This is a genomic window from Enterobacter sp. MG-EB028 (assembly GCF_056673305.1).
The window spans coordinates 3,550,037-3,574,325 of the sequence record NZ_CP195079.1; the positions used below are offsets into that span (position 1 = coordinate 3,550,037).

General features: G+C 57.6%; 16 protein-coding genes. 4 read left to right on the forward strand and 12 right to left on the reverse strand.

What is annotated here, in order from left to right; all coding sequences use genetic code 11:
- Positions 1-9 precede the first annotated feature (9 nt).
- The 12 genes from ACR42C_RS16770 to ACR42C_RS16825 all read right to left on the reverse strand — a co-directional run bounded on the left by ACR42C_RS16770 (position 10) and on the right by ACR42C_RS16825 (position 19,363).
- Positions 10-1,044, reverse strand: coding sequence for a Gfo/Idh/MocA family oxidoreductase (locus ACR42C_RS16770; protein ID WP_479984354.1), 1,035 nt, complete (start codon positions 1,042-1,044; stop codon positions 10-12).
- A 58-nt stretch (positions 1,045-1,102) separates the two neighbouring features.
- A complete protein-coding gene (locus tag ACR42C_RS16775) occupies positions 1,103-2,647 on the reverse strand; it encodes a peptide MFS transporter (RefSeq protein ID WP_479984355.1) in 1,545 nt (514 codons plus the stop codon).
- A gap of 301 nt (positions 2,648-2,948) precedes the next feature.
- Complete coding sequence (der, locus tag ACR42C_RS16780; RefSeq protein WP_233002501.1) at positions 2,949-4,424, reverse strand: ribosome biogenesis GTPase Der; 1,476 nt, start codon at positions 4,422-4,424, stop codon at positions 2,949-2,951.
- A 112-nt stretch (positions 4,425-4,536) separates the two neighbouring features.
- Entirely contained in the window at positions 4,537-5,715 is a 1,179-nt protein-coding gene (bamB, locus tag ACR42C_RS16785) for an outer membrane protein assembly factor BamB (RefSeq protein WP_439207378.1), read from the reverse strand.
- 10 nt (positions 5,716-5,725) lie between these two features.
- Positions 5,726-6,346 carry a YfgM family protein gene (locus tag ACR42C_RS16790; protein WP_061097402.1) on the reverse strand — a complete coding sequence of 207 codons (621 nt, stop codon included), beginning with the start codon at positions 6,344-6,346 and terminating at the stop codon, positions 5,726-5,728.
- Positions 6,347-6,359: 13 nt separating this feature from the next.
- Entirely contained in the window at positions 6,360-7,634 is a 1,275-nt protein-coding gene (hisS, locus tag ACR42C_RS16795) for a histidine--tRNA ligase (protein WP_320719975.1), read from the reverse strand.
- Between the two features lie 81 nt (positions 7,635-7,715).
- The gene (gene ispG, locus ACR42C_RS16800) at positions 7,716-8,834 is read right to left on the reverse strand and encodes a flavodoxin-dependent (E)-4-hydroxy-3-methylbut-2-enyl-diphosphate synthase (RefSeq protein ID WP_116343256.1); all 1,119 of its coding nucleotides are present in this window, start codon (positions 8,832-8,834) and stop codon (positions 7,716-7,718) included.
- 26 nt (positions 8,835-8,860) lie between these two features.
- Positions 8,861-9,868, reverse strand: coding sequence for a cytoskeleton protein RodZ (rodZ, locus tag ACR42C_RS16805; RefSeq protein ID WP_320719973.1), 1,008 nt, complete (start codon positions 9,866-9,868; stop codon positions 8,861-8,863).
- A gap of 292 nt (positions 9,869-10,160) precedes the next feature.
- Positions 10,161-11,327, reverse strand: a complete 1,167-nt coding sequence (gene rlmN / locus ACR42C_RS16810) for a dual-specificity RNA methyltransferase RlmN (protein ID WP_014884812.1) — start codon at positions 11,325-11,327, stop codon at positions 10,161-10,163.
- A 169-nt stretch (positions 11,328-11,496) separates the two neighbouring features.
- The gene (gene ndk, locus ACR42C_RS16815) at positions 11,497-11,928 is read right to left on the reverse strand and encodes a nucleoside-diphosphate kinase (RefSeq protein ID WP_003860625.1); all 432 of its coding nucleotides are present in this window, start codon (positions 11,926-11,928) and stop codon (positions 11,497-11,499) included.
- A 156-nt stretch (positions 11,929-12,084) separates the two neighbouring features.
- Positions 12,085-14,409, reverse strand: a complete 2,325-nt coding sequence (pbpC, locus tag ACR42C_RS16820) for a peptidoglycan glycosyltransferase PbpC (RefSeq protein ID WP_479984356.1) — start codon at positions 14,407-14,409, stop codon at positions 12,085-12,087.
- Between the two features lies 1 nt (position 14,410).
- Positions 14,411-19,363: an alpha-2-macroglobulin family protein gene (locus ACR42C_RS16825; RefSeq protein ID WP_479984357.1), complete on the reverse strand. Its 4,953-nt coding sequence runs from the start codon at positions 19,361-19,363 to the stop codon at positions 14,411-14,413.
- A gap of 289 nt (positions 19,364-19,652) precedes the next feature.
- Here ACR42C_RS16825 and ACR42C_RS16830 point away from each other — a divergent pair, with 289 nt between their 5' ends.
- The 4 genes from ACR42C_RS16830 to ACR42C_RS16845 all read left to right on the forward strand — a co-directional run bounded on the left by ACR42C_RS16830 (position 19,653) and on the right by ACR42C_RS16845 (position 24,283).
- A complete protein-coding gene (locus ACR42C_RS16830; protein WP_163330584.1) occupies positions 19,653-21,197 on the forward strand; it encodes a PTS transporter subunit EIIC in 1,545 nt (514 codons plus the stop codon).
- 12 nt (positions 21,198-21,209) lie between these two features.
- The gene (locus tag ACR42C_RS16835) at positions 21,210-22,577 is read left to right on the forward strand and encodes a 6-phospho-alpha-glucosidase (RefSeq protein WP_479984358.1); all 1,368 of its coding nucleotides are present in this window, start codon (positions 21,210-21,212) and stop codon (positions 22,575-22,577) included.
- A gap of 90 nt (positions 22,578-22,667) precedes the next feature.
- Positions 22,668-23,513 carry a 3-mercaptopyruvate sulfurtransferase gene (sseA, locus tag ACR42C_RS16840; protein ID WP_320719967.1) on the forward strand — a complete coding sequence of 282 codons (846 nt, stop codon included), beginning with the start codon at positions 22,668-22,670 and terminating at the stop codon, positions 23,511-23,513.
- The gene (locus ACR42C_RS16845; RefSeq protein ID WP_116343273.1) at positions 23,513-24,283 is read left to right on the forward strand and encodes a MurR/RpiR family transcriptional regulator; all 771 of its coding nucleotides are present in this window, start codon (positions 23,513-23,515) and stop codon (positions 24,281-24,283) included. The genes sseA and ACR42C_RS16845 overlap by 1 nt, the downstream gene beginning before the upstream one ends.
- Positions 24,284-24,289: the final 6 nt, after the last annotated feature.

Genomic DNA, 24,289 nt, shown 5'->3' on the forward strand with positions numbered 1-24,289 from the left:
ACCACGTCTTCAGTGCGGGCCACGCAACTGTTGCTGCAAGGTCAGCAGCAGCGCCACCTCCTCGATTCTGCGGCGCGTCGTGCGGCTCACCTCCTGCGGATCGCGTTCAAACAGGCTCTTTGCGCCAATAATGTGTTCGGCAAGACAGCGTTCATAGATCGTACCGGGGATATGCCAGCGCTGAATATCCTTACCCTCAATCAGCTCCAGCACATCTTCAGCGCCGCGTCGGTCGTGGTTGATGATGCGCCCGTCGCGTAAATACACTCGTAAGCCCTTTTGTCCACCTGCAGGCCCCGCGTATTTGTTAAGCAAGATCTCCACTGGCACACCGCTGATGCTTCCCTGCAAGTGCGCCTCACCTTCCGCCGTGGTCAGGTCGCCTTTTGCAATATTGCGGCCCAGGCGATCTTTGGCCGTGACGACCTGCAGCGTCATATCCTCATGGCCGCCAAGATAGCGCACCGTTTCACGCAGCATCGCCAGCACGTGCGTACCGATATCCAGAATCACGCCGTCCGGGTGGCGAAGCGTTCTCGTATCCGGTTCACCGGTCGCGAAATTGAGCGCGACAGGTTCCCCGGCGGCGTTATACCCACTCGGCTCCTGCAAAAAGCCTTCGATGCGAACGATGTCAGAAACATGGCCGACCAGTGAATGCTTCACCGTTTCGGTGCGCGCCATCCAGTGGTCGAGCGCCAGCACGCGGGATGCCACATCGGGCGTTGCCAGTAGCGCGTTGAGTTTTTTGATTTGAGAAAGCGTGGCGACAATCGGTTTTTCAATCACAATCCGCGGTACAGGCGAGGCAATCGCCTGCTCAAGCACTGCAAGATGGTGCAGCGATGCGGTGGTGATAAAAAGGGTATCCAGCGGGGTGGCTAAAAGCTCCGCAAGCGAGGCGCTGCGCGTAACGCCTTCGGGGTGCTTAGCGGGGAGAACATCGAAGCCGAAACAACGAACAGCGTCATCGAACAGGTTACGCAATGCGGGCAGATACGCTGTTTCCACTACCGCGCCAAGACCAACAAATCCTAACTGCATAGTTTCACCTCAGAAAATACCGTGCCGGGGCGTAACGCCTGCCCCGGCACACCGAGGTTTATGAGGCGCTAACTGCCGGTTTAGTCTGCACATTTTCCAGCATGCGGCGCACCGGAACAATGAGGACGATCAGCACTGCGGCACAAATCAGCAGCGCCATGGAGCAGCGCGCAAAGAGATCCGGCAGCATATCCAGCTGGTCGGCCTTCACGTGGCCGCCAATCAGGCCCGCCGCCAGGTTACCCAGCGCGCTGGCGCAAAACCACAGCCCCATCATCTGGCCGCGCATTCTCTCCGGTGCCAGCAGGGTCATGGTCGCCAGACCGATCGGGCTCAGGCACAGCTCACCGAGCGTCAGCATCAGGATACTGCCCACCAGCCAGAACGGCGACACGCCCGCCCCGCCGTTGCTCAGCACGTTCTGTGCTGCCAGCATCATCAGGCCAAAGCCCCCTGCCGCACACAGAATACCAATTACAAACTTGGTGATGCTGCTCGGCCGAATGTTCATGCTCGCGAGCTTCGGCCATGCCCAGCTGAACACCGGGGCCAGCAGGATGATGAACAGGGCGTTGATCGACTGGAACCACACCGCCGGAATTTCAAAATCACCAATCATGCGGTTAGTGTAGTCGTTGGCAAACAGGTTGAACGAGGTTGGCTTCTGCTCAAACGCGGACCAGAAGAACGCGGCGGAGACCAGCAGAATAAAGCAGACCAGCAGCCTGGCGCGCTCTTTGCGGCGCAGGCCCGCGAAAATGAACAGGTAGATAAAGTAGAGGGCAACAGACGCCGCAATCACGTAGACCAGCACGCTGGCTACCGCGACCGGGTTAATGACAATCACGCCCTGCGCAATCAGCGTCACGAGCGTTGCCACCCCTGCCGCCAGCGCCAGCAGCCAGACACCCACGCCGTTGCGCTTCACCACCGGGCTGTTCCATGTCGAGTCCAGGCCGACTTCGCTGTCGTAGCGCTTCATCGCCGGAACGGCAAATACGCGGAAGATAATCAGCGCTACCAGCATCCCGATGCCGCCAATACCAAAGCCCCAGTGCCAGCCGTGGGTTTTAATCAGCCAGCCGGAAATCAGCGGGGCGATGAACGAGCCCATGTTGATGCCCATGTAGAACAGCGAGAAACCGCCGTCACGACGCGCATCGCCTTTTTTATACAGGGTTCCGACCATCACCGAGATGCAGGTTTTGAACAGGCCAGAGCCGAGCACGATGAACATCAGGCCGATAAAGAACAGGTTATTGCCCATGATGGCCGACAGCGCGATCGACAGATGGCCGAGCGCGATCAGAATCGAACCGTACCAGACGGCTCTCTGCTGGCCGAGCCAGTTATCCGCCAGCCAGCCGCCCGGCAGTGCGGCGAGATACATGGTGCCGGCAAAGATACCGACAATCGCCGAGGCGTTTTCGCGCGCCAGCCCCATTCCGCCGTCATAGACGGTGGCGGCCATAAACAGGATCAGCAGCGGGCGAATGCCGTAAAATGAGAAACGCTCCCACATCTCGGTAAAGAACAGCGAACCGAGCGGATACGGATGGCCGAAGAACGTTCGGCTCTCTTTTTGATTAACAGAGGATTGCATAATTCTCCCGAAAGGTATGTGTCGTGCTTGTAAACACCAGCAGGTACGCCGGCCAGTTACGTATCTGACCGATTTTTTACATGCGGCGAAAAGTTAGTTAACCATTTGATAACCAGTCGCTAGTTTTGTCTAGTACCGGCCCCTGGACTTTAAGATGAAAATTCGACGATTGTCTACTTTCTTAGATTTAAACGTGGTTGAAAATGAATAGTGATTGACATCACACAGAGAAAACTGGCGGTATGATTTGGGCAAAAAAAAAGCCCGCGATAAACGCGGGCCTTCGTGAGATCGGCAATGATTATTTGCTTTTCTTAATGTGCTTAATCAAACGCTTACGCTTACGCATCTGGTTTGGCGTCAGGGTGTTGCGCTTGTTGGCGAACGGGTTTTCCCCTTCCTTAAACTGGATGCGGATAGGCGTGCCCATCACGTCCAGCGATTTACGGAAGTAGTTCATCAGATAGCGCTTGTAGGAATCCGGCAGGTCTTTCACCTGGTTGCCGTGGATCACCACGATTGGCGGGTTATAGCCACCGGCGTGGGCATATTTCAGCTTCACGCGACGACCGCGAACCAGCGGCGGCTGGTGGTCTTCCGCAGCCATATTCATGATGCGGGTCAGCATGGCGGTGCTCTGACGACGAGTGGAGCTGTCATACGCTTCACGCACGGATTCGAACAGGTTACCGACGCCGCTGCCATGCAGCGCAGAGATGAAGTGCACGCGGGCAAAGTCGATAAAGCCCAGACGGAAGTCCAGAGTCTCTTTCACCTGCTCGCGTACTTCATTGCTCAGGCCGTCCCACTTGTTGACCACGATAACCAGTGAGCGCCCACTATTGAGGATAAAGCCGAGCAGAGAGAGATCCTGATCGGAGATACCTTCGCGCGCGTCGATAACGAGCAGCACCACGTTGGCATCTTCAATTGCCTGCAGGGTTTTGATAACGGAGAATTTTTCCACCACGTCGGTGATTTTTCCGCGCTTACGTACCCCGGCGGTGTCGATGAGGACATACTCACGTTCATCGCGCTGCATCGGGATGTAGATGCTGTCACGCGTTGTACCCGGCATGTCGTAAACCACCACGCGCTCTTCACCCAGAATACGGTTAGTGAGCGTAGACTTACCTACGTTTGGACGGCCGACGATAGCCAGCTTGATCGGCAGATCCTGAGGGTTGAAGTCATCCTCAGGCGCTTCTTCTTCGCCCTCTTCACCGTCTTCGAACTGCGCCCAGTAGGCGGCGTCTTCATCCACCTCTTCCGGCGGGTTCACTTCGTCCACCCACGGCAGCAGAACGGTTTCCAGCAGGCTGGTCACACCGCGGCCATGCGATGCCGCAATCGGGTGGATCTCCCCCATGCCCAGAGACCAGAAGTCCGCGATAGCCTGATCGGCATCGATGCCGTCAGTTTTGTTCGCCACCAGGAAAGTAGGCTTTTCGCGTGAACGCAGGTGTTTAGCGATTGCAGAGTCCGCCGGCATCAGGCCAGCGCGCGCATCCACCATGAACAGCACGACGTCCGCTTCTTCAATCGCCAGCAATGACTGTTCCGCCATGCGGGTTTCAACGCCGTCTTCTGTGCCATCGATACCGCCGGTATCAATACAGATGAACTCGCGTCCTTCCACCTCTGCACGACCGTACTTACGGTCACGCGTCAGCCCCGGGAAATCCGCAACCAGCGCATCACGGGTGCGTGTTAAACGGTTAAAAAGAGTGGATTTTCCAACGTTAGGGCGCCCGACAAGCGCGACCACAGGTACCATGTTTGAAGCCTCATAAAATTCACATAAACGTCGCTTTCGCGGCGTTTTTAAAAATGTCAAAACGGCTCCTGAGTGAACAGGAGCCGTTTAGTATACTACAACCGACGGGTAATTAACGCGTGATCGCGTACAGCGTGCCGTCTTTTGCCTGAATCAGCAGTTTGCCGTCAGCCACAACCGGGTCGGTCAGGAAGCCTGAACCGTCCACTTTCTGCTGTGCCACGAAGCGGCCATTCTCTGGATCGATCCAGTGCATATAGCCTTCACTGTCGCCTACCACCAGGCTGCCGTTGTACAGGGCTGGCGCGGTCAGCAGGCGGTGCAGCAGATCGCTCTGCGTCCACAGCGTCACGCCGCCTTCGGTGCTCAGCGCCAGCAGGCGATCGTTCTGGTCAACCATATAGATGCGGTTACCGTCAACGATGAAGTCATTCACGGAGCCCAGCTCACGTTTCCACATAATCTGGCCGCTGCGCAGGTCCAGCGCGGTCAGGTTGCCGTTATAGGCCAGCGCGTAAACCACACCGTCAACGATAACCGGCGTGGTGTCTACGTCGCTCAGACGGTCAATTTCCGTTGAGCCAGTGGCCTGAGAGATGCGCTGCTGCCAGATCATCTGGCCCTGCTGCATCAGCACGGCGCTCACGCGACCGTTGTCACCGCCCACAATGGCAGCGCCAAATGCGGTAGCCGGCGCAGATTCACCGCGCAGAGAGAGCGCTGGCATATCCAGGTTAACGGTCCATTTCACCAGACCGTCCGCTTCGTTCAGCGCCTGCAACTGGCCGTTGCTGGTATGAATCAGCACCAGGCCGTCGCTCACCACAGGGCGAGACAGAGACTCACCGGCAACGGTCGTTTGCCAGGCAATGGAACCGTCGCTGCTGTTCAGCGCATACACCTGCGCCTTTTCGCTGCCCACGTACACATGACCACCGGAAACGGTCAGACCGCCAGACAGCAGTGCAGGTTTACGGGAGAACCAGCCGTCTTTTTCCGCCAGGTTAACGGACCAGACTTCTTTTCCATCATCGGCGTTGACCGCTTTCACGGTACCTTTACGGTCAGCGGCATAGACAACGCTGTCGGCATAGGCCGGATGAAGGTTGGAATAAAAATCACCAATCCCACTGCCCACGGAGACATCCCACGCGGTGGATGGGGTAAACTGGTTTTCAACCGTCGGCAGTGGGGACATTTTCACAACGTCTTCTTCGCCACTGAACAGTGAACAACCACTCAATAACGTAACAGAAAGCAGTCCTGGCAGAAGTAATTTACGCAATTGCATCGGGTCCCTCTCAGACGGACAAATTATTTATTTTCATCTGCATCATTTCGCTCAGCGCAGGTGACGCTTTGCTCTCTACGCCAGCTTGCCACGCTTTACGCGCGCCCGCTTTGTCACCTTTGCTCAGCAGTGCTTCACCGCGCAGATCGGCAACGATGGCAGCAAAACCTTCGCCTTTGATGGTATCGAGCGTTTTCAGCGCGTCGTCAGCTTTTTTCTGCTGAACCTGAATACGTGCCAGGCGCAGATTGATTACTGCCTTCAGATTTTCATCGCTGGCAGCAGCAAGGCCCTGAGACAGCTGAGCAGCGGCTTTATCCAGTTCGTTCTTATCAACATACTGCTGAGCAACTTCCAGTGCAGCCAGCGCACCGTAGGTGTTTTTGTTGTCGGCGGCAAATTTCTCTGCCGCAACCAGCGTTTGCGGCTGATCGGCCCGAAGCGCGCTAACGGTATTTTCATAGGACAGAGACGCGCCGCGCGCGGAATCCGCCTGATGATTGTTCCAGTAACGCCAGCCAACCAGCGCACCCACACCTAAAATTACCCCAACAACCAGCGCTTTGCCGTTTTCAGCAAAGAAGCGTTTAATCGCGTCGACCTGATCGTGTTCGTTCTCGTACATTTCCACGCCGTCTTTCTCCTTAGCCCAATAGAGTGCGCAAGTGCGCCGCAACGCCGTCCTGCGTTACCGTTGTCTGCTCACCAGAGCGCAGGTCTTTTACTACCACTTCGCCGTTAGCCACTTCGGACTCGCCCAGCACCAGTGCAATACTTGCGCCCCACTTATCGGCACGAGCAAACTGTTTTTTGAAGTTGCCGCCGCCATGGTTGGTCATTAGCTTAACGCCCGGCAGTGCATCACGCACGCGTTCGGCAAGCTGCATCGCCGCAGATTGCGTTTCCGCGCCTGAAGCCACCAGGTATATATCGACAACGGAATCTGCTTTAAATTCCGGATTAACTGCCTGAACCAGCAAAACAAGTCGTTCAAGACCCATCGCGAAGCCAACCGCAGGGGCCGCACGGCCACCCAGTTGCTCAACCAGACCGTCATAACGGCCGCCGGCACATACGGTACCCTGCGAACCGAGGCTGGTGGTTACCCACTCAAACACGGTGCGGTTGTAATAATCCAGACCGCGCACCAGACGCTGGTTCACGCTGTAGGCAATGCCCGCCGCTTCGAGCAGCTTGCACAGACCGGTAAAGTGTTCGCGAGACTCGTCGTCCAGGTAGTCACCCAGCGCAGGGGCATCGTTCAGCAGCGCCTGGACATCAGGGTTTTTGGAATCCAGCACGCGCAGCGGGTTGCTGTACATGCGACGTTTGCAGTCTTCGTCCAGCTTCTCTTTGTGCTGTTCCAGGAACGCCACCAGCGCATCGCGGTAGTTAGCTCGCGCTTCCAGAGAACCGATTGAGTTCAGTTCCAGGGAGACATGATCGGCGATACCGAGCGCGCGCCACCAGCGGGCGGTCAGCATAATCAGTTCGGCGTCGATGTCCGGGCCCTGCAGGCCAAAGACTTCCACGCCCAGCTGGTTGAACTGGCGATAACGACCTTTCTGCGGACGTTCGTGGCGGAACATCGGGCCGATATACCACAGGCGCTGCTCCTGATTGTACAGAAGACCATGTTCGATGCCGGCGCGAACGCAGCCCGCCGTACCTTCCGGACGCAGGGTCAGGCTGTCGCCGTTGCGGTCCTCAAAGGTGTACATCTCTTTTTCAACCACGTCGGTCACTTCACCGATCGCGCGTTTGAATAACGGGGTCTGCTCTACAATCGGCAAACGGATTTCGCTGTAACCGTAGCTGCCGAGCACCTGCTTCAGCGTGCCTTCAATGCGCTGCCAGATGGCGGTTTCGCCAGGCAGGTAATCGTTCATGCCGCGGATGGCTTGAATGTTTTTTGCCACGTTTATTCTCTTTCTATAATACAAAAAAAACCCAAAGAATGGGTTCAATCATACATGGGAAGCGGCATGCTTCCCATCACGTTATTTTTCAACCTGCTGAACGCTGATACGCTGTGTTTCGTCCATCATCGCGGCTTTGGCGCGGATGCGGGCTTCAAGCTGGTCGATCATGTCGCTATTATCCAGACGATCTTTACGAACGCCATCTTCATAGAGACCACTTTTCTTGTTACCGCCAGTTACGCCCAGGGTTGACACCAGCGCTTCACCCGGACCGTTCACCACGCAGCCGATGATGGAAACGTCCATTGGGGTGATGATGTCTTCCAGACGCTGCTCCAGGGCATTCACCGTGCCGATCACGTCAAATTCCTGACGTGAGCATGTTGGGCAGGCAATGAAGTTGATCCCACGCGAACGAATGCGCAGTGACTTCAGGATATCAAAACCGACCTTGATCTCTTCGACCGGATCGGCCGCCAGCGAGACGCGCAGGGTGTCGCCGATCCCTTCAGAGAGCAGCAGCCCCAGGCCGATCGCCGATTTTACAGAACCGCTACGCAGGCCGCCCGCTTCGGTGATCCCGAGGTGCAGAGGCTGCTCGATCTGTTTTGCCAGCAGGCGGTAAGATTCCACTGCGAGGAACACGTCGGACGCTTTTACGCTGACTTTAAACTGATCGAAGTTAAGACGATCGAGATGATCGACGTGGCGCATCGCGGATTCGAGCAGCGCCTGAGGCGTAGGCTCGCCGTATTTTTCCTGCAGATCTTTTTCCAGGGAACCGGCGTTTACGCCGATACGGATAGGAATATTTTTGTCGCGGGCGCAGTCCACGACCATGCGGATACGCTCTTCGTTACCGATGTTGCCCGGGTTAATACGCAGGCAATCAACGCCGTATTCGGCGACTTTCAGCGCGATACGGTAGTCGAAGTGGATGTCTGCAACCAGCGGAACGCTGACCTGCTGTTTGATCAGTTTGAACGCCTCAGCGGCATCCATAGTGGGCACGGAGACGCGAACAATGTCCGCGCCTACACGCTCTAATGCTTTGATTTGGTTGACCGTCGCTTCCACGTCCGTGGTGCGCGTATTGGTCATCGACTGGACGGCGATAGGTGCCCCATCGCCGACTGGCACATTCCCAACGTAAATCCGTTTCGATTTTCTACGTTGAATCGGAGCCTGGTTATGCATGAAAAATCTCCCGCGTTGCCCGTCTGTTACTGTGCTGCTGATTGTTCGGCATTAACGGTAAGACGTGCAACCTGGTTAGTTCTGATAAAGCGGCTCAGGTCGACAGGTTTTCCTTGATACTGGATCTGTACCGCTGCCGGAGCGCCAATTTTAAGCTTATAAGGAGCCTGACCGACCAGATTTAAATTGCCATCTTTACGCTGCAGGCCGCTGAAGAGTTTTTTACCTGTCGCGTCAGTCACTTCCAGCCAGCAGTCAGCCGTGAAGTTCATCACCAGCGCGTTTGGATCGGCGGCTGGCGCGGCTGTTGCCGCCGGGTCGGTCGGCAGGGACGCCGCGGTATTGTCCGCAGGCTGAGTCGCTGCCGGGGCGTTCATCGCAGTATCGACATTTGCCTGAGAAGGCGCGACGACCGCGTTTTGATCCTGGGCCTGCGGCGCAGCGGTGTTAGCCGTTGCGGCCGGAGTCTGTGCTGCTTCGGTCGCCGGAGCCGTTGTTTGCGGCTCGCTTGAGGTCGCTGCACCCTCGGTGTTCAGCGGGACGCTCTGGGCGCCACCGTTGCTCGCCTGATTGAGTTCGGCGGAGGATTGATCGGCCATGGTGGTGATCTCTTCCTGCTGCGCCTTGTGGTTCTGCCACCACCACGCGCCGGTCAGACCGACAACCACAAACAGCACCAGCCAGGTAAAGCTCATCAGCCAGCCATCACGTTTTTTACGGCGTTTCCCCAGGGAGAAGCTTTGCATCGGGGCAACTTTTGCTGCACGAACCGGTGCCTGCTTCTCCATCATTGGCAGTAATTCGTTTTCGGGGATGTGCACCAGCTTTGCGTAAGAGCGGATATAACCGCGCAGAAATGTTGAAGCCAGATCGGCAGGCGCCTTATCTTCTTCAATATCGCGAACCGTGGAAACCTTCAGGCACAAGCGTTCTGCAACGGCTTGCTGGCTGAGTCCGAGTTGTTCACGGGCGTTGCGAAGACGAACGCCAGTGGAGAGTGCTTCATGTTGGTCGTGAGTGGCTTCAGTATTCATTCGCTACAACTACTGGTACGTGAAAAAAAGGGTTCAGGTGCCGGTGAGTCACAATGCCACCCGCACCGCGAAACTTCAGGTCAGTTAACCTTGAACAGACAGTATAAGACTGTCAGCCCGGAGATGACAGCACAGCCCTGCCCGAACGGCTAAACTGTTGTTACGTCGTTACATACTGCCCGAAAGTCGGATGAAACGCACCGTAATTATTGATCAGTCATCACGAATCTGACTGATTATTCAATAAGATTAAGCATCACGGCGCAGATAATGCGCCGTGAGTGCATAATAATCAAACAGCTTTGACCGCAATCGTCTCGCCCTGCATGCGTTTACGCAGGGTACGTTTGGTACGGTCAATGACGTCGCCTGCCAACTGTCCGCACGCAGCATCAATATCATCACCACGGGTTTTACGGACGATGGTGGTGAAACCATACTCCATCAGCACCTTGGAGAAACGGTCGATACGGCTGTTCGAGCTACGGCCATACGGCGCGCCCGGGAACGGGTTCCATGGAATCAGGTTGATTTTGCATGGCGTATCTTTCAGCAGCTCAGCCAACTGATGCGCGTGTTCGGTACCGTCGTTGACGTGGTCAAGCATCACATACTCGATGGTAACGCGGCCCTGGTTAGCGTTGGATTTCTCCAGGTAGCGACGCACGGCAGCGAGGAAGGTTTCGATATTATACTTTTTGTTAATCGGTACAATTTCGTCACGGATTTCATCGTTTGGCGCGTGCAGGGAGATAGCCAGCGCAACGTCAATCATGTCACCGAGCTTGTCCAGCGCAGGCACAACGCCTGAGGTAGACAGCGTCACGCGGCGCTTGGACAGGCCAAAACCGAAGTCATCCAACATGATCTCCATCGCCGGCACCACGTTGGTCAGGTTCAGCAGCGGTTCACCCATCCCCATCATCACCACGTTGGTGATCGGACGCGTGCCGGTCACTTTCGCTGCGCCAACGATCTTCGCGGCACGCCAGACCTGACCGATGATTTCAGACACGCGCAGGTTACGGTTAAATCCTTGCTGAGCGGTAGAGCAGAATTTGCACTCCAGCGCACAACCCACCTGAGAAGAGACGCACAGCGTGGCGCGATCTTCTTCCGGGATGTAGACGGTTTCAACGCGCTGATCGCCTACCGCAATCGCCCATTTGATGGTGCCGTCCGCCGAGCGCTGCTCTTCCACCACTTCCGGTGCGCGGATTTCAGCCACTTCTTTGAGCTTGTTGCGCAGCACTTTGTTGATGTCAGTCATCTCATCAAAGTTGTCGCTGCAGTAGTGGTACATCCACTTCATGACCTGATCGGCACGAAACGGCTTCTCACCCATATCTTTAAAGAACTCGCGCATCTGCTGACGGTTCAGGTCCAGCAGGTTAATTTTTCCATTTTTATTGGGAACCGCAGGAATGGCGACTTCGGAGGTATTCACTAGTTCAGACATAATTTTTTCCGGCCTCGTTGTTACACGTTGTGGCCCATGGAGGGTTGAATAGAAACGCCCCGGAAAGCGGTCTGCTCGTCCGGGGCGTTGCATTGTACAAAGTCTGGCGCAGGGATGCCACGTCTGGACGTGGCATTTACGAAAATAATGTGTAAACGAAACCGTTAAATTAACGGGTACGTGGACACACTTCGCCTTCAGCGAAGAAGAACGCGATTTCGCGCGCAGCAGATTCAACAGAATCGGAACCGTGGGTGCCGTTCTCGGTGAAGCTGTCCGCGTAGTCAGCGCGCAGGGTACCCGCCAGCGCGTTGTCCGGGTTGGTTGCACCCAGCAGATCGCGGTGACGCTGTACTGCGTTTTCGCCTTCCAGCACGGATACCACGATTGGACCGGAGGTCATGAACTCAACCAGGCCATCAAAGAATGGACGACCTTCGTGCTCAGCGTAGAAACCACGAGCCTGCTCAACGGTCAGGTGCAGCATTTTGGTGCCAACGATCTTAAACCCTGCTGATTCAAAGCGAGCGAAGATGCTGCCAATAACGTTTTTTGCCACCGCGTTTGGTTTGATGATGGAAAAAGTACGTTCAATAGCCATGATAACCTCTGTCAATGTTCTGTTGTTTTGCATACCGGAGTATGGTGTGGCGCGGATTATAATGAGCAATAGCGCCATTGCCTATGGATTCAGGTAACATTTTTTTAAAATAAGACGAGTTTTAGCAACAGCTCACATCTGAACGCTGTTTTAAGGTCACTGCAGCGTAAAATTCACCGTCGCAACCTGCCCGGTCTCATCCATAACGAGTAACTGATATTCGCCCGGTTTATCAAGCTGTAATGTGTAAACCCGTCCTTTCACACTCAGCGGTTCACCGTTCAAAAACCACCAGCGCTCGCCGCTGTTGCCGGTCGCCTGAAGCGGCAGCGAAACGCGGGACTCCCCCGGCAGACGTTTTATAACGGCCCCTTCGCGCACGCCGGTCAGGATGAGTGGCGCAGGTGCATCCTGCGAGAGCGGAGGACAGATTGTTGATGAAGTCGGGACCCGTACCGCACGACGCTCGGTCGCAGGCAGCCACGGCTCCAGCGGCAGCGGCCAGACATCGAGGACTTTTTCCGTTGCATCAGGGCAATCTGCCGCCACACGCTTGCCCGTTTTATCCACCCAGACCGGGAAACGAATGCCGCGAATGCCTTCCTGTTCGGGCAATAGCAGCGTAGGGGGTTCACTCCCTTCCAGCAGCCAGGTCGACAGACGACGTCGACAGTTTTCACTCCCTCCCGGCAGCGACTGACCGCCAGGCCAACAGATCACGCCCCGCCCGACGCTTTCCGGGCGCGGATCGCGCGGCAGGCGGGCCTCGTCTATGGTCGAGCGTGACTGAAGCAGGTTATTCACCTGGTTTAATAGCGGAACCGCGCTGGCAAAACCAAACTGCCCCGCTACGGGCGTGCCGTCCGGTCGTCCTGTCCAGATACCTATTACGTAACGGGCATTCAGACCGATGGCCCAGGCATCACGGTAGCCGTAGCTGGTCCCCGTTTTCCACGCCAGCGGCGCGATTTGCGGCAGCGCGCTGTCCGGCAGCGGCTGCGCCTCGTTCGCCAGAATACGGCGAATAATCCACGCCGAGCCCGGCGATAACAGCGGGCGTTCAGTCAGCGGGTCGCCCGGCTGTAAGCGCAGCCGCCCCGCCTTGCCATGCCTTGCAAAGGCGCTGTATGCGGCGGCGATATCCGCCAGCCTCGCGCCCGCGCCACCCAGGATCAGCGACAGATTCGGCTGCGCTCCGGCAGGCAGGATCAGCGGCAGCCCGGCATTGCTCAGCATCCCGGCAAAGCGTTTTGGCCCGTAGGCTTCCAGCACCTGTACGGCTGGCAGGTTGAGCGAACGCACCAGCGCTTCACTCATGCTGACCGGCCCGTGAAACCCGCTGTCAAAATTTCCCGGGCGATAATCGCCGGTTTTTCTGGGCACGTCCTGAAGCAGCGAGGCGGGATGGATCAGGCCATCGTCCAGCGCCATACCGTAGATAAAGGGCTTTAATACCGATCCCGGAGATCGGATCGCGTTAACCATATCCACGTGGCTAAAACGCGTGTCGTCGGTGATATCTACCGAGCCAACCCAGCCGCGAACTTTCATGTCGGTATGATCGACTACGATCATCGCCAGCGAGCTGCGTGCCGGCAGGCGGGATTTCCAGTTCATCGCCAGCTCTTCCAGCTGCCGTTGCAGTCCGGCATCCAGCGTGGTGACAATCTTTGTGTCGCGACTTTTGCCAAGCATCATGCGTGCAAAGAGCGGCGCCAGCTGCGGCATCTGCCGGGGAGCCAGCCATACCGGCTCTTCACGGGACTCTTTCACCTGCTTTGCTGACCAGACGCCCTGGGTCATCATGCGGTCGAGAACTTTGTTGCGTGCCGCTTCGGCCCGCTCCGGCCAGCGGTCCGGGCGCAGGCGGCTTGGCGCCTGCGGCAGTACCGCCAGCAACGCCGCGTCGGAGTAGCTCAGCTGCGAAGGGGGTTTTCCAAGATAGGTCCAGCTCGCCGCCCCCACGCCCTGCAGCGTGCCGCCAAACGGGGCGCGGTTGAGATAGAGCGTAAGAATGTCACGTTTAGAGAGATGCCACTCCAGCTGCATCGCCCGCCATAGCTGGCGAATTTTGCCGCCAAAGGTGCGCGGATGCGGATCCAGCAGGCGCGCAACCTGCATGGTAAGCGTGCTTCCTCCCGAAACCACTCTTCCGGAGGTGAGATCCTGCCAGGCGGCGCGCAGGACAGAGAGCGGGTTTACGCCTGGATGATCCCAGAACCAGCGATCTTCGTACTGGATCAGAGCCTCAAGGTAGCGCGGAGAAACGTCTTCAATGGTAACCGGATAGCGCCAGATACCGTCGCTATCGGCAAAACGCCAGAGCGGCGCGCCCTTCTCGTCCACCACGACTCGTGCAGGGTTAACCTCTTTCAGAGGCAACGGCCACAGGCGATCGGCGGCGATAATCAGCCCCCATAAAACGAGAAGCGCTCCCGCCAGCCAGAGCCAGCGGGAGCGTGTCAGACGTGCTCCCGGCATGTTACGGAACAACAATCAGCGGGCCGCTGGCCGCACCCGTTGCCCGCCACTGCGGAACGTACATAGACTCCACCATCGGCACCGGTACCTGGTAGGTTCCCGGCGTCACGGCGCGTGCCAGATAGACCAGTGTGACCGGTTGACCTTCGTTTACCGGCACGGCAGCCACAAAGCGGTCGTCGCGGAACTCCATATGCTGAATATCCGCCTGTTGCATCTGGCTGAGCAGGTTCTGCACTTCGCTACCGCTATCCTGCAGGCTGGCGCTGCTGCTCGCCAGATTCTGGTTTTCCAACTCCAGACCTGCCGGGAGGAGATCCACCACCAGCGCATCCGGCACGTTTTGGCTGGCTTTCACTTCAAGCCAGACCAGCACCAGCTCACCGCTCTTCAGCGAAGAGAGCGATTTGCTGCTGCCATCGGTTGCCAGGATATGACGTTCAACCTGCAGCACGTTAGCGCTCGGCTGAGGGGCATATTCCGGATAGCCGGTGCTGTCCAGACGTACCCACAGCGGTGCCGTGCCGGTATTGGTTACCTGCAGCGCACCGAGCTGGTCGCCGCTCACGTTTTGTACCTGCGCCTTATCCCCGCCTGATGCGGTATCAGACAGGGAGGTTTTCGCCTGCCAGGCACCTGACAAGGTTTGCAGCGAACGTCCGGCCAGGAACAGCGCGTTGCTTTCCTGAGTGGACAGCCAGCGCTGGCTGAAAGCCTGTTCAGACAACACATTCAGCAGCGTATTTTGCGCATCCGGCAGCAGCTTGTACTCTTCCAGCAGGGAGAGCATCAGGGCATTATCGCGCAACTGACTGCCGTAATCGGCCATCCAGTTTTTACTGTCGTTGCGCGGCGTTTTAAGTGCCAGATCCAGAGCCTGCTGGCTGCGCGGCGCATCGCCCATCAGTTTAAGCGCCATACCTAGCTGCATCAGCGGCAGCCCGGAGGCGGCCTGAGCGTGACGCTCCCAGATTTCACGCAGCGCACCGAGCGGCGCTTTTTGCTGACGCGCCAGCACCAGCGAGGCATAAGCCTGCACGGCAAATTTGCTGGCCTGAGTATCATCGCTGTAGCGAATGGACATCATGCCCGGATCCTGCAGGTAGCGCAGCAGACGGTTGTTGGCATTGTTCACCGCATCGGCAGGTACGCTATAGCCCTGCTCACCCGCGCGCCCCAGGAAGTCAGTCACATAGGCGGTCAGCCAGTACTCTTCCGGGCCGTTTTTATCCCACAAGGCAAAACCGCCATCATCACGCTGCATCTGCAGCAGTCGGGAGATCCCGACATCAATGGCAGCACGGCGCTTGTCATCGGTATCTCCTTTGATGCCAAGCGCGGTAAGCTGCGCCGCGTTGGTATAGAGAGACGGGAACAGGCCGCTGGTGGTTTGTTCCAGGCAGCCATACGGATACGCCTGTAGTTCGCGGATGTAGCGCGCCAGGTTGAGCGGTGGTTTACCGCTCAGCAGCAGTTGCCCCTGCAGAGTGGCAGGAGAGAATCCATTGCTATGCTGTGCCGGCGCGGTCCAGGACTCGCCAGGGTTCAGCATGGCACCGGTATTGACCGTCTGCGCCGGGAACGCCGGACGAATGCCGATTTTCCAGCTCTTCTGCTGCGGGGCAAAGGTTTCGCCAGGAAGCTCCAGACCGGTAACCTGTGCCGTCACCTCACCGTCTCCATACCCCTCCAGTGCACGCACCGGAATAAACAGGGTGCTGCGCCCGCCCGGAGGCAACTGAACCGGCTGCGGCTGTGCGCCTTCCAGTGACAGCTTGCCTGTCGCGCTCAGGGCAACCTTCAGCGTTTGCGGTTTGTCGGTCAGGTTGGTGAGATCCAGCGTCAGCCGTGAGGTATCTCCACTTGCCAGGAAGCGCGGCGTATTAAGCTCGGTAATAACCGGCGCGGCCACCACAACCTTGCTTTCGCTGCTGCCGAAGTCATCTTCCGTCCAGGCCTGCGCCATCAGGCGCAGCTCGCCGTTGAAATCACCAATCGGCAGCGTAACGGTGTCTTCCCCGTTGGCATCCAGCGTAACCGGCTGAGCCTGCTGGGCAATAATAGTGACGTGGTTCACCGGCGGTTTGCCGCCGCGCTTGAGTTCATCGCCGTCACCACCGAAACGCAGCGCGGCCATACGGCCCTGCCCTTCAATGACCTGGCCGTAGATATCGTAGATATCCGCGCCGTAGCGTTTCTGGCCAAAGAAAGCCTGCCACGGATCCGGCGTGACGTAATCGGTAATGTTCAGCACGCCGCTGTCCACCGCCGAGACCAGCACGTTCACTTTCTGCGGAACTGCCCCCTCTTTCACGCTGGCCTTCACCTTCACGGAGAGCGTCTGGTTTGGACGCATTTTCTGCGGGTTATCCAGCGCTATGTTCAGGCGACGATTTTCGTCGCCCATCGGCAGATGCAGCAGTCCAACCGCGCGCTTCGGCGTAGCGGATTTGGATTTATCGCCAGGACGCACCACCAGCGCGCTGAGGTAGAGATCGTGCCGTTTCCAGGCCTTATCCACAGGAATGGAGAGATCCAGACCGTTTGCCGGTACGTCGATCTCTTTCCACCACAGCGGCCCTTCGCTGGACTCAATCATGGCATAGCCCTTGCCTGCGGCCGGCGCTGCAATGTGTAGCTGGATGGTATCGCCTGGCTGATAGGCCGGTTTATCCAGTTTCAGCGTCACGCGGTCAGGGCGTGCTGCTCCCGTGCCGTCGCTGTTATCCTGCCAGCTGTAGCCCGCCCAGAAGCGCACGCTGCTGACCATTTCATCAGGCGCTTTCACTTCCAGACGATATGAGCCCCACTCCACCGGGAAGGTGACTTTTCCGGTTTCATCGGCCTTAAGGCTAAGCGCCTGCTCGCCTTCGACCAGGTCTTTCTGATCAAACTGAGACTGCCAGCCTTCGCTCTCAGACCAGTTCCAGAAGTAGTCACGGCGCTCGCGGATTAGGCGAACCTGCAAGCCGGAAACCGCTTTTTTCGCGCCGCTGGCATCGGCATAAACAATATCAAAGCTGGCGTTGCCGTTTTCATCGACAATCGGCTGGTTGACGGTGGTATCGGTACGGTAGTCGTAAACCGCTTTACTGGCGAATTGCGGGCGGATCCCCGGCAGCTCCGCCGCCGGCCAGATGGCCTGCTCAGCGCGACGCGTTACCGGACGTCCGCCTGACTCCAGCAGGCTGGCTTGCAGAATCAGCTGCAGCGGCGAGTGTACCTCTTTCCACTGGCTTTCGGTGGTCACCTGCCCGCGCCCCTGTTCATCCAGCGTAAGCTGTACTTCATCCAGGCTGCGGCTCAGGTTTTCCTCAGCAATATCACCGAACTGGAAGCCCGGCAGCGCAGCAACCGCCTCGCGCAGCGGACGCAGGAAAAGCTGGCCCTGCAGCGAGTTGCCGTTGGCCGGTGCGCCATAGAGGTAATAGCCCACAACGTTAAAGTCCACGTTATCCTGCGGGGAAACCGGTGCTTTTTGTCCCGTCAGGTTCAGCGCCATACGCTCAGGCATAAAATCTTCAACGTGGAAGTCCCACATGCGCTGCAGATTATCGCCCGTGTTGGCACGAATATGCCACATGCCGGTCTGCGCGCCGCTATCCAGCGGGTAATTGAAGCGGTAGAGGCCGTTTTCAGGCTGAACAACGATCGTACGTGCCACCTGGCCGTCCGGGCGCAGCACGTCAAGCTTCACGGGCTGGTCGGGAAGCGGTTTTCCGTCGCTGTCGCGCAGTAAGCCGTTGAGGATCACCGTTTCACCCGGACGATAGAGATCGCGCGGGCCAAACATAAAGAATTGCTTGCTGTAACCCGGGTTACCGGCAATATCGAACTCCGCCAGATCCAGCGCCGGAAGCTTGAGGTCAAGCAGCGTGGTCTGGCCGTCTTTGCTGGCCAGAATAAGCGCGGCTTCTTTATCGGTTTCAAGCTTCGCATGACCGTCGGCGTCGCTGTTCGCCTCGGCAAGCGTCTGCCCTTTATCATTTAACAGCGTGACGGTGACACCGGACTGCGCCGCACCGTTTTCCAGGCTCTGGGTGAAAATGTCCAGCCGGTTATGATAGCGGTGAGCGGACAAACCGATATCGCTCAGGGTAAAGAGCGTTGCGGCATTGCTGTAGCTGTAATGCCCGGCCTGGTTCATAACGGCAATATAGACGCCGGACTGCTGAAGCGGCTTGATATCTTTAAGCGGCAGGAGCAGTTTTTCGCGCGTGTTGCGCGCCGGATTGAGGTCAAAGCGACCGGTATAGACCAGCTCCGCCATCTTCAGCAGATTGTCGGATTCCCAGTTGGTCAGCGAGTTACGGTATTCCCACTGGCTGACAAAGGAGGCCAGCGATTCCGGCTTCACCCGGTAGAAATTAACGTCCACATTGTTGACGTTAAGCGCCATCACCGGCAGACCTTCCACTACCTTGCCCGGCAGCAGCGAGCCGCGGCTGGCAAAACCGACCGTCGGTTCTACATCCCGGGTGGTCAGGGCTTTTTCATAATCAATGCCGAAGGTCGCTTTGTTCAGCGCCACCAGGCCACGATCCACGGTGATGACCAGGTTTCGGTTAGGCTCCAGATGACGCAGGCGAAGCTCTTTCAGGCCAGGCGCAAGTTCCCACGCCCCGTCAACCTTGCCGCTTTTCTTATCCACGACATGCACCGTTTTGGCGAAATCCTGATTCGGATCCAGCGGTACAGAGAAGGTCAGCACCAGCGTGGCGGCACCGTCGAGCTGAACTTCCGAGGCATCAAGAAGGGTCAGCGCTTTTCCCTGACTCTGGGCGGCCATTTTAGCCAGCGTTTCAGCATCGGGCTTTTCTGCGGCTTTCGGTGTTGATGCAGTAGACGCTGCTGGCGCAGCAGCCTGAGGCTTATCATCGCTGTTATCACAGCCGACAAGTGTAAACGTGGTGAGCAGCGCGAGAGAGATCGCGGCTAAGCGAAACGGTTTCATCCTTTGTCCCTGGCCTGAGAGGGGGCCTGTTGGTCGTCGTCCGAATAAGTATTATCCGCAAGTTTCGTTAATACAAAAAGTCCAATTTTAGAATCTGGAAAGCGCCTCGCAGAATGGCATTCCCCCGTTACACCGGGATGAAACCGCGATCACAGCACATAACGTCACATGTTACCTTTCACGTCATTTGTTTTTAAAACAAGAAGATAGCTGGATAAGCTCGCCTGAAGACTGCTAGCTTTATGACCATGACGCACCCCGAGTGCGCGGTTCAAAAAGAGAGAAAGCTATGAAACGAGCCGTGAACGCCCTACAAAATTTCGGAAAATCATTGTACGGACCGGTACTTATCTTACCGATCGTCGGTCTGTTTATCGCCTTTGGTAACGTGCTGGGTAACGGTAACCTCGCAGAATACCTGCCTTTTCTCGGGCATCCCCTTATTCAGAATATTGGCCAACTGATCGCCAAGTCTGCCGTGTCGGTGCTGGTCAACCTGGCGCTGGTGTTTGCCGTCGGGATCCCGATTGGTCTGGCGACGCGCGATAAAGGCTACGCGGCGCTGATTGGGCTGGTGACCTTCGTGGTGTTTATCAATGCCATGAACGTCACGCTGCAGCTACAGGGCGAGTTGGCCCCTGCTGAGCAGATGAAAGCCGCGGGTCAAAGCATGGTGCTGGGCGTGCAGGTGCTGGAGATGGGCGTGTTCGCCGGGATCCTGACCGGGGCGCTATCCGGTTATCTGTATAACAAATACTCCGGCGTACAGTTTAACGGCGCGATGGCGATTTACTCCGGACACTGCTTTGTGGCGATTGTCATGTTGCCCGTCTCTATGCTGCTCGGCGTGGTAATGAGCGAACTCTGGCCGTACGCTCAGCACGGCATTAGCGCGCTGGCGCTGGCTATTAAAGGCTCCGGCCCGCTCGGCGTAGCCATTTACGGTTTCCTTGAGCGCATTCTTGTGCCGACAGGCCTGCATCATCTGGTTTATACGCCGTTCCTCTATACCGAACTGGGCGGTACGCAGGAGGTGTGCGGCGCAACCTATCAGGGCGCGCGCAATATCTACTTCGCCGAGATGGCCTGCCCGGACGTGAAGCAGCTCAGCAGCACGGTAGTGTGGGACGCGCGCGGCATCAGCAAGATGTTCGGGCTGCCCGCCGCCGCGCTGGCAATGTACATGACCGCGAAGCCCGAGCGTAAAGCCATTGCGAAAGCGATTCTGATCCCGGCGGCGCTGACCTCACTGCTGGTCGGCGTGACCGAGCCGATTGAGTTCTCCTTTCTGTTCGTCGCCCCGCTGCTGTTCGTGGTGCATGCGGTGCTGACCGGCATCGGCATGATGCTGTTCTCGCTGCTGGGCGTTCACGCCATCGGCGCCAACGGGATTATCGACTTCATCCTCTACAACCTGCCGCTCGGCACGGAGAAGTCCAACTGGCCGATGTACATCGTGGTCGGGCTGATCGTGTTTGCCCTCTACTTCGTGGTGTTCCGCTTCCTGATCCTGCGCTTCAACATGAAAACGCCGGGCCGTGAGGATGAAGATCAGGAGACACGCCTTTACAGCAAGCAGGAGTACCAGGCGAAAGGCAACAACGACGGACTGGGCGAGTCCATCGTGGTGGGCCTGGGCGGCCGGGAAAATATTGAGGTTGTGGATAACTGCTACACCCGCTTACGCGTCACGGTGAAGGACGTCGCCATCATCGACGAGCCTCGCCTGAAGGCGACCGGCGCGAAAGGGGTTATCAAACAAGGTAACAACGTTCAGGTGGTCTACGGGCTGCATGTCAAAAAAATGCGAGAAGCCGTTGAGACGTTTCTCTGAAAGGAGCTAAAGATGTTTACACCCCCATTTATTCTGTCGATTGCCGGCGGCGGCAGCACCTACACGCCGGGTATTGTAAAAAGCCTGATGGTGCGCCTGCAGGATTTCCCGCTGGCCGAAATTCGCCTCTATGACATCGACGAAACGCGTCAGAACACCATTGCGCCCGTCGTCGAAAAGGTCATTCGCGACCACAGCCAGAGCATCAAATTTACCGTCACCAGTGACCCGGAAGTGGCCTTCAGCGGCGCGCATTTCGTCTTCGCCCAGATGCGCGTCGGCCAGTATAAAATGCGCGAGCAGGATGAGAAGATCCCGCTGCGTCACGGCGTGGTCGGCCAGGAGACCTGCGGCCCCGGCGGGCTGGCCTACGGACTGCGCACGATCCTGCCGATGGTCGAGCTTATCGATCTGGTGGATCGCTACGCGCATGAGAAGGCCTGGATCGTGAACTACTCCAACCCGGCGGCGATCGTCGCGGAAGGCGTGCGCCGCCTGCGCCCTAACGCGCGGGTGTTGAATATTTGCGATATGCCCGTCGCCGCCATGCGCAACATGGGCGCCATTCTGGGCGTGGATCGCCGCAGGCTGGAAGTGGACTACTTCGGCCTGAACCACTTCGGTTGGTTTACCCGCGTGCTGGTGGACGGCGAGGACAAGCTGCCGGCGCTGCGTAAGCATATCGCGAAGTTTGGCCTGCTGACGGAAGATGCGGCCAAAACCGATCCGCAGCACTCCGATCCGTCGTGGGTTAAAACCTGGCGCAACATCAAGCCGATTATGGATAACTTCCCGGAGTACCTGCCGAACCCGTACCTGCAGTACTACCTGATGCCGAACCAGATTGTGGAGCACCAGAACCCGGACTATACCCGTGCTAACGAAGTGATGAACGGGCGTGAGAAAAAACTTTTTGCTGCTGCTGAAGAGTACAAGCGCACCGGGATTTTACCGGATGCCTTCCACGTGGGTGTTCACGGCGAGTTTATCGTTGACGTAGCCTGCTCGCTGGCCTTTAACCTGCGCCAACGACATCTGGTGATGGTGGAAAACCGCGGGGCGATAACCAATCTGCCGTACGATGCGGTGGTGGAAGTGCCCGCCTATATCACCTCCGAAGGCCCGGAACCGATCCGTGTCGGTCAGGTGCCGCTGTTCCATCAGACTCTGCTGCAACAGCAGCTCGCCTCGGAACAGCTTCTGGTGGAGGCGACCATCGAGGGCAGCTATGAGAAAGCCCTGCAGGCGTTCACCCTCAACCGCACCGTGCCGACCATGGAGCATGCAAAAGCGATTCTGGATGAGATGATCGAGGCCAACCGCGACTACTGGCCTGCGCTGCAAAAAGCCTGGCAGGACGGCGAACCAGTGAAAAAATAGGGGCTTGCTCGCGAGTTGAACGAGGTTTGCTTGTCGGTGTCAGAAAAAACACCGACAATCCTTTTTTACGGAAAAGAATGGAGGCAACCCATGTCCACCTCATATTTTGTCGCCGCCGACTGGCTGATTGAGCACGGCGACGATCCGGAAGTCCAGATTATTGACGCGCGTATGGCCCCTCCGGGCCAGGAACATCGTGACGTTCCAGGTGAATACCGCGAAGGGCATCTGCCTGGCGCGGTATTTTTTGATATCGAAGCTCTCTCCGATCACACCTCTCCCCTGCCGCACATGCTGCCGCGCCCGGAAGCGTTTTCCGTGGCGATGCGCGAGCTGGGCGTCAGCAAAGACAAACATCTTGTTGTTTACGATGAAGGTAATCTCTTCTCCGCGCCGCGCGCGTGGTGGATGCTGAAACAGTCTGGCGTGGAAAAAGTCTCGATTCTGGCGGGCGGGCTGGCGGGCTGGAAGCGCGACGAGCTGCCGCTCCAGCAGGGCGACGTAACGCTGCCGGAAGGGGAATTCGACGCGACGTTCGACGCTAACGTGGTGAAACGCCTGACCGACGTCCTGGTCGCGAGCCATGAAAAAACGGCGCAAATCGTCGATGCCCGACCTGCGCCTCGCTTTAATGCCGAAGCGGACGAGCCGCGTCCGGGGCTGAAGCGTGGACATATTCCGGGCGCGCTGAACGTGCCGTGGGGCGACCTGGTGTTTGAAGGCGAGCTGAAAACCACCGACGAGCTGCGCGCCATTTTTGACCGTGCTGGCGTGGATTTACATCGTCCGATTATTGCCAGCTGCGGCTCCGGCGTAACGGCCTGCGTAGTGATTCTGGCGCTTGCCACGCTCGGCGTAAGCGACGTCACGCTCTACGACGGCGCCTGGAGCGAATGGGGTGCGCGGGAAGATCTGCCTGTCGAACCCGCGAAATAATGGATAACCGCCTGGCCACGCTGTTAACGCGCGGAGCGTCATTGACCCGCGCGGAGTATCGCGTCCTCGCCCACCTCACGGAGCATCCGCTGCTGGTAGGCAATATCACGGTGCGCGAGCTGGCGCAGGCGACGTTTGTTTCGACCGCCACCATTATGCGGCTGTGTCAGAAGCTGGGGTTCAGCGGCTTTAGCGAATTTATCTGGCACTGCAAGCAACTGCTCTCCGACACGCCGCATATAGCAGCCGAGGCGCAATCCCTTCCTGAACTCCCGGCGCTGTTTAATCAGTTTATCGCCAACTATCAACACACCTTCCAGTGGGTCACGCAGGAGAAGCGCCAGCAGTTTGCCGACCTCCTGCGCCAGAAAGAGAGCTTCTTTCTCTACGGCGCCGGTTTTTCCTATCTCTTTGCCGAGTACCTGACCAAGAAATTACAGGTACTGGGCAAAACGGCGTTCATCTCCGGGCCGGGGGACAGCCGTAATATATTTCTCAGCAACGCCGCGCGCTATCAGGTGTTTATTGCCGTCTCGCGCAGCGGCGAAACGGAGCAGGTGCTGGACAAAGCGCGGATTGCCAAAAACGTCGGCATGACCATCGTCGCGTTTACCCGCGCCTCGGCCAATACGCTGGCGGGGATGGCGGACGTGCACTTTGCCCTCTATGACGAAGCGGTACACTTCGCCGCCGAAGCCGCAGGAGTGACGTCGTTTGAGTCGAATCTGGTGCTGCTGATGGATTTACTCCTGCTGGAAGCAACGGGGTGAAACTCA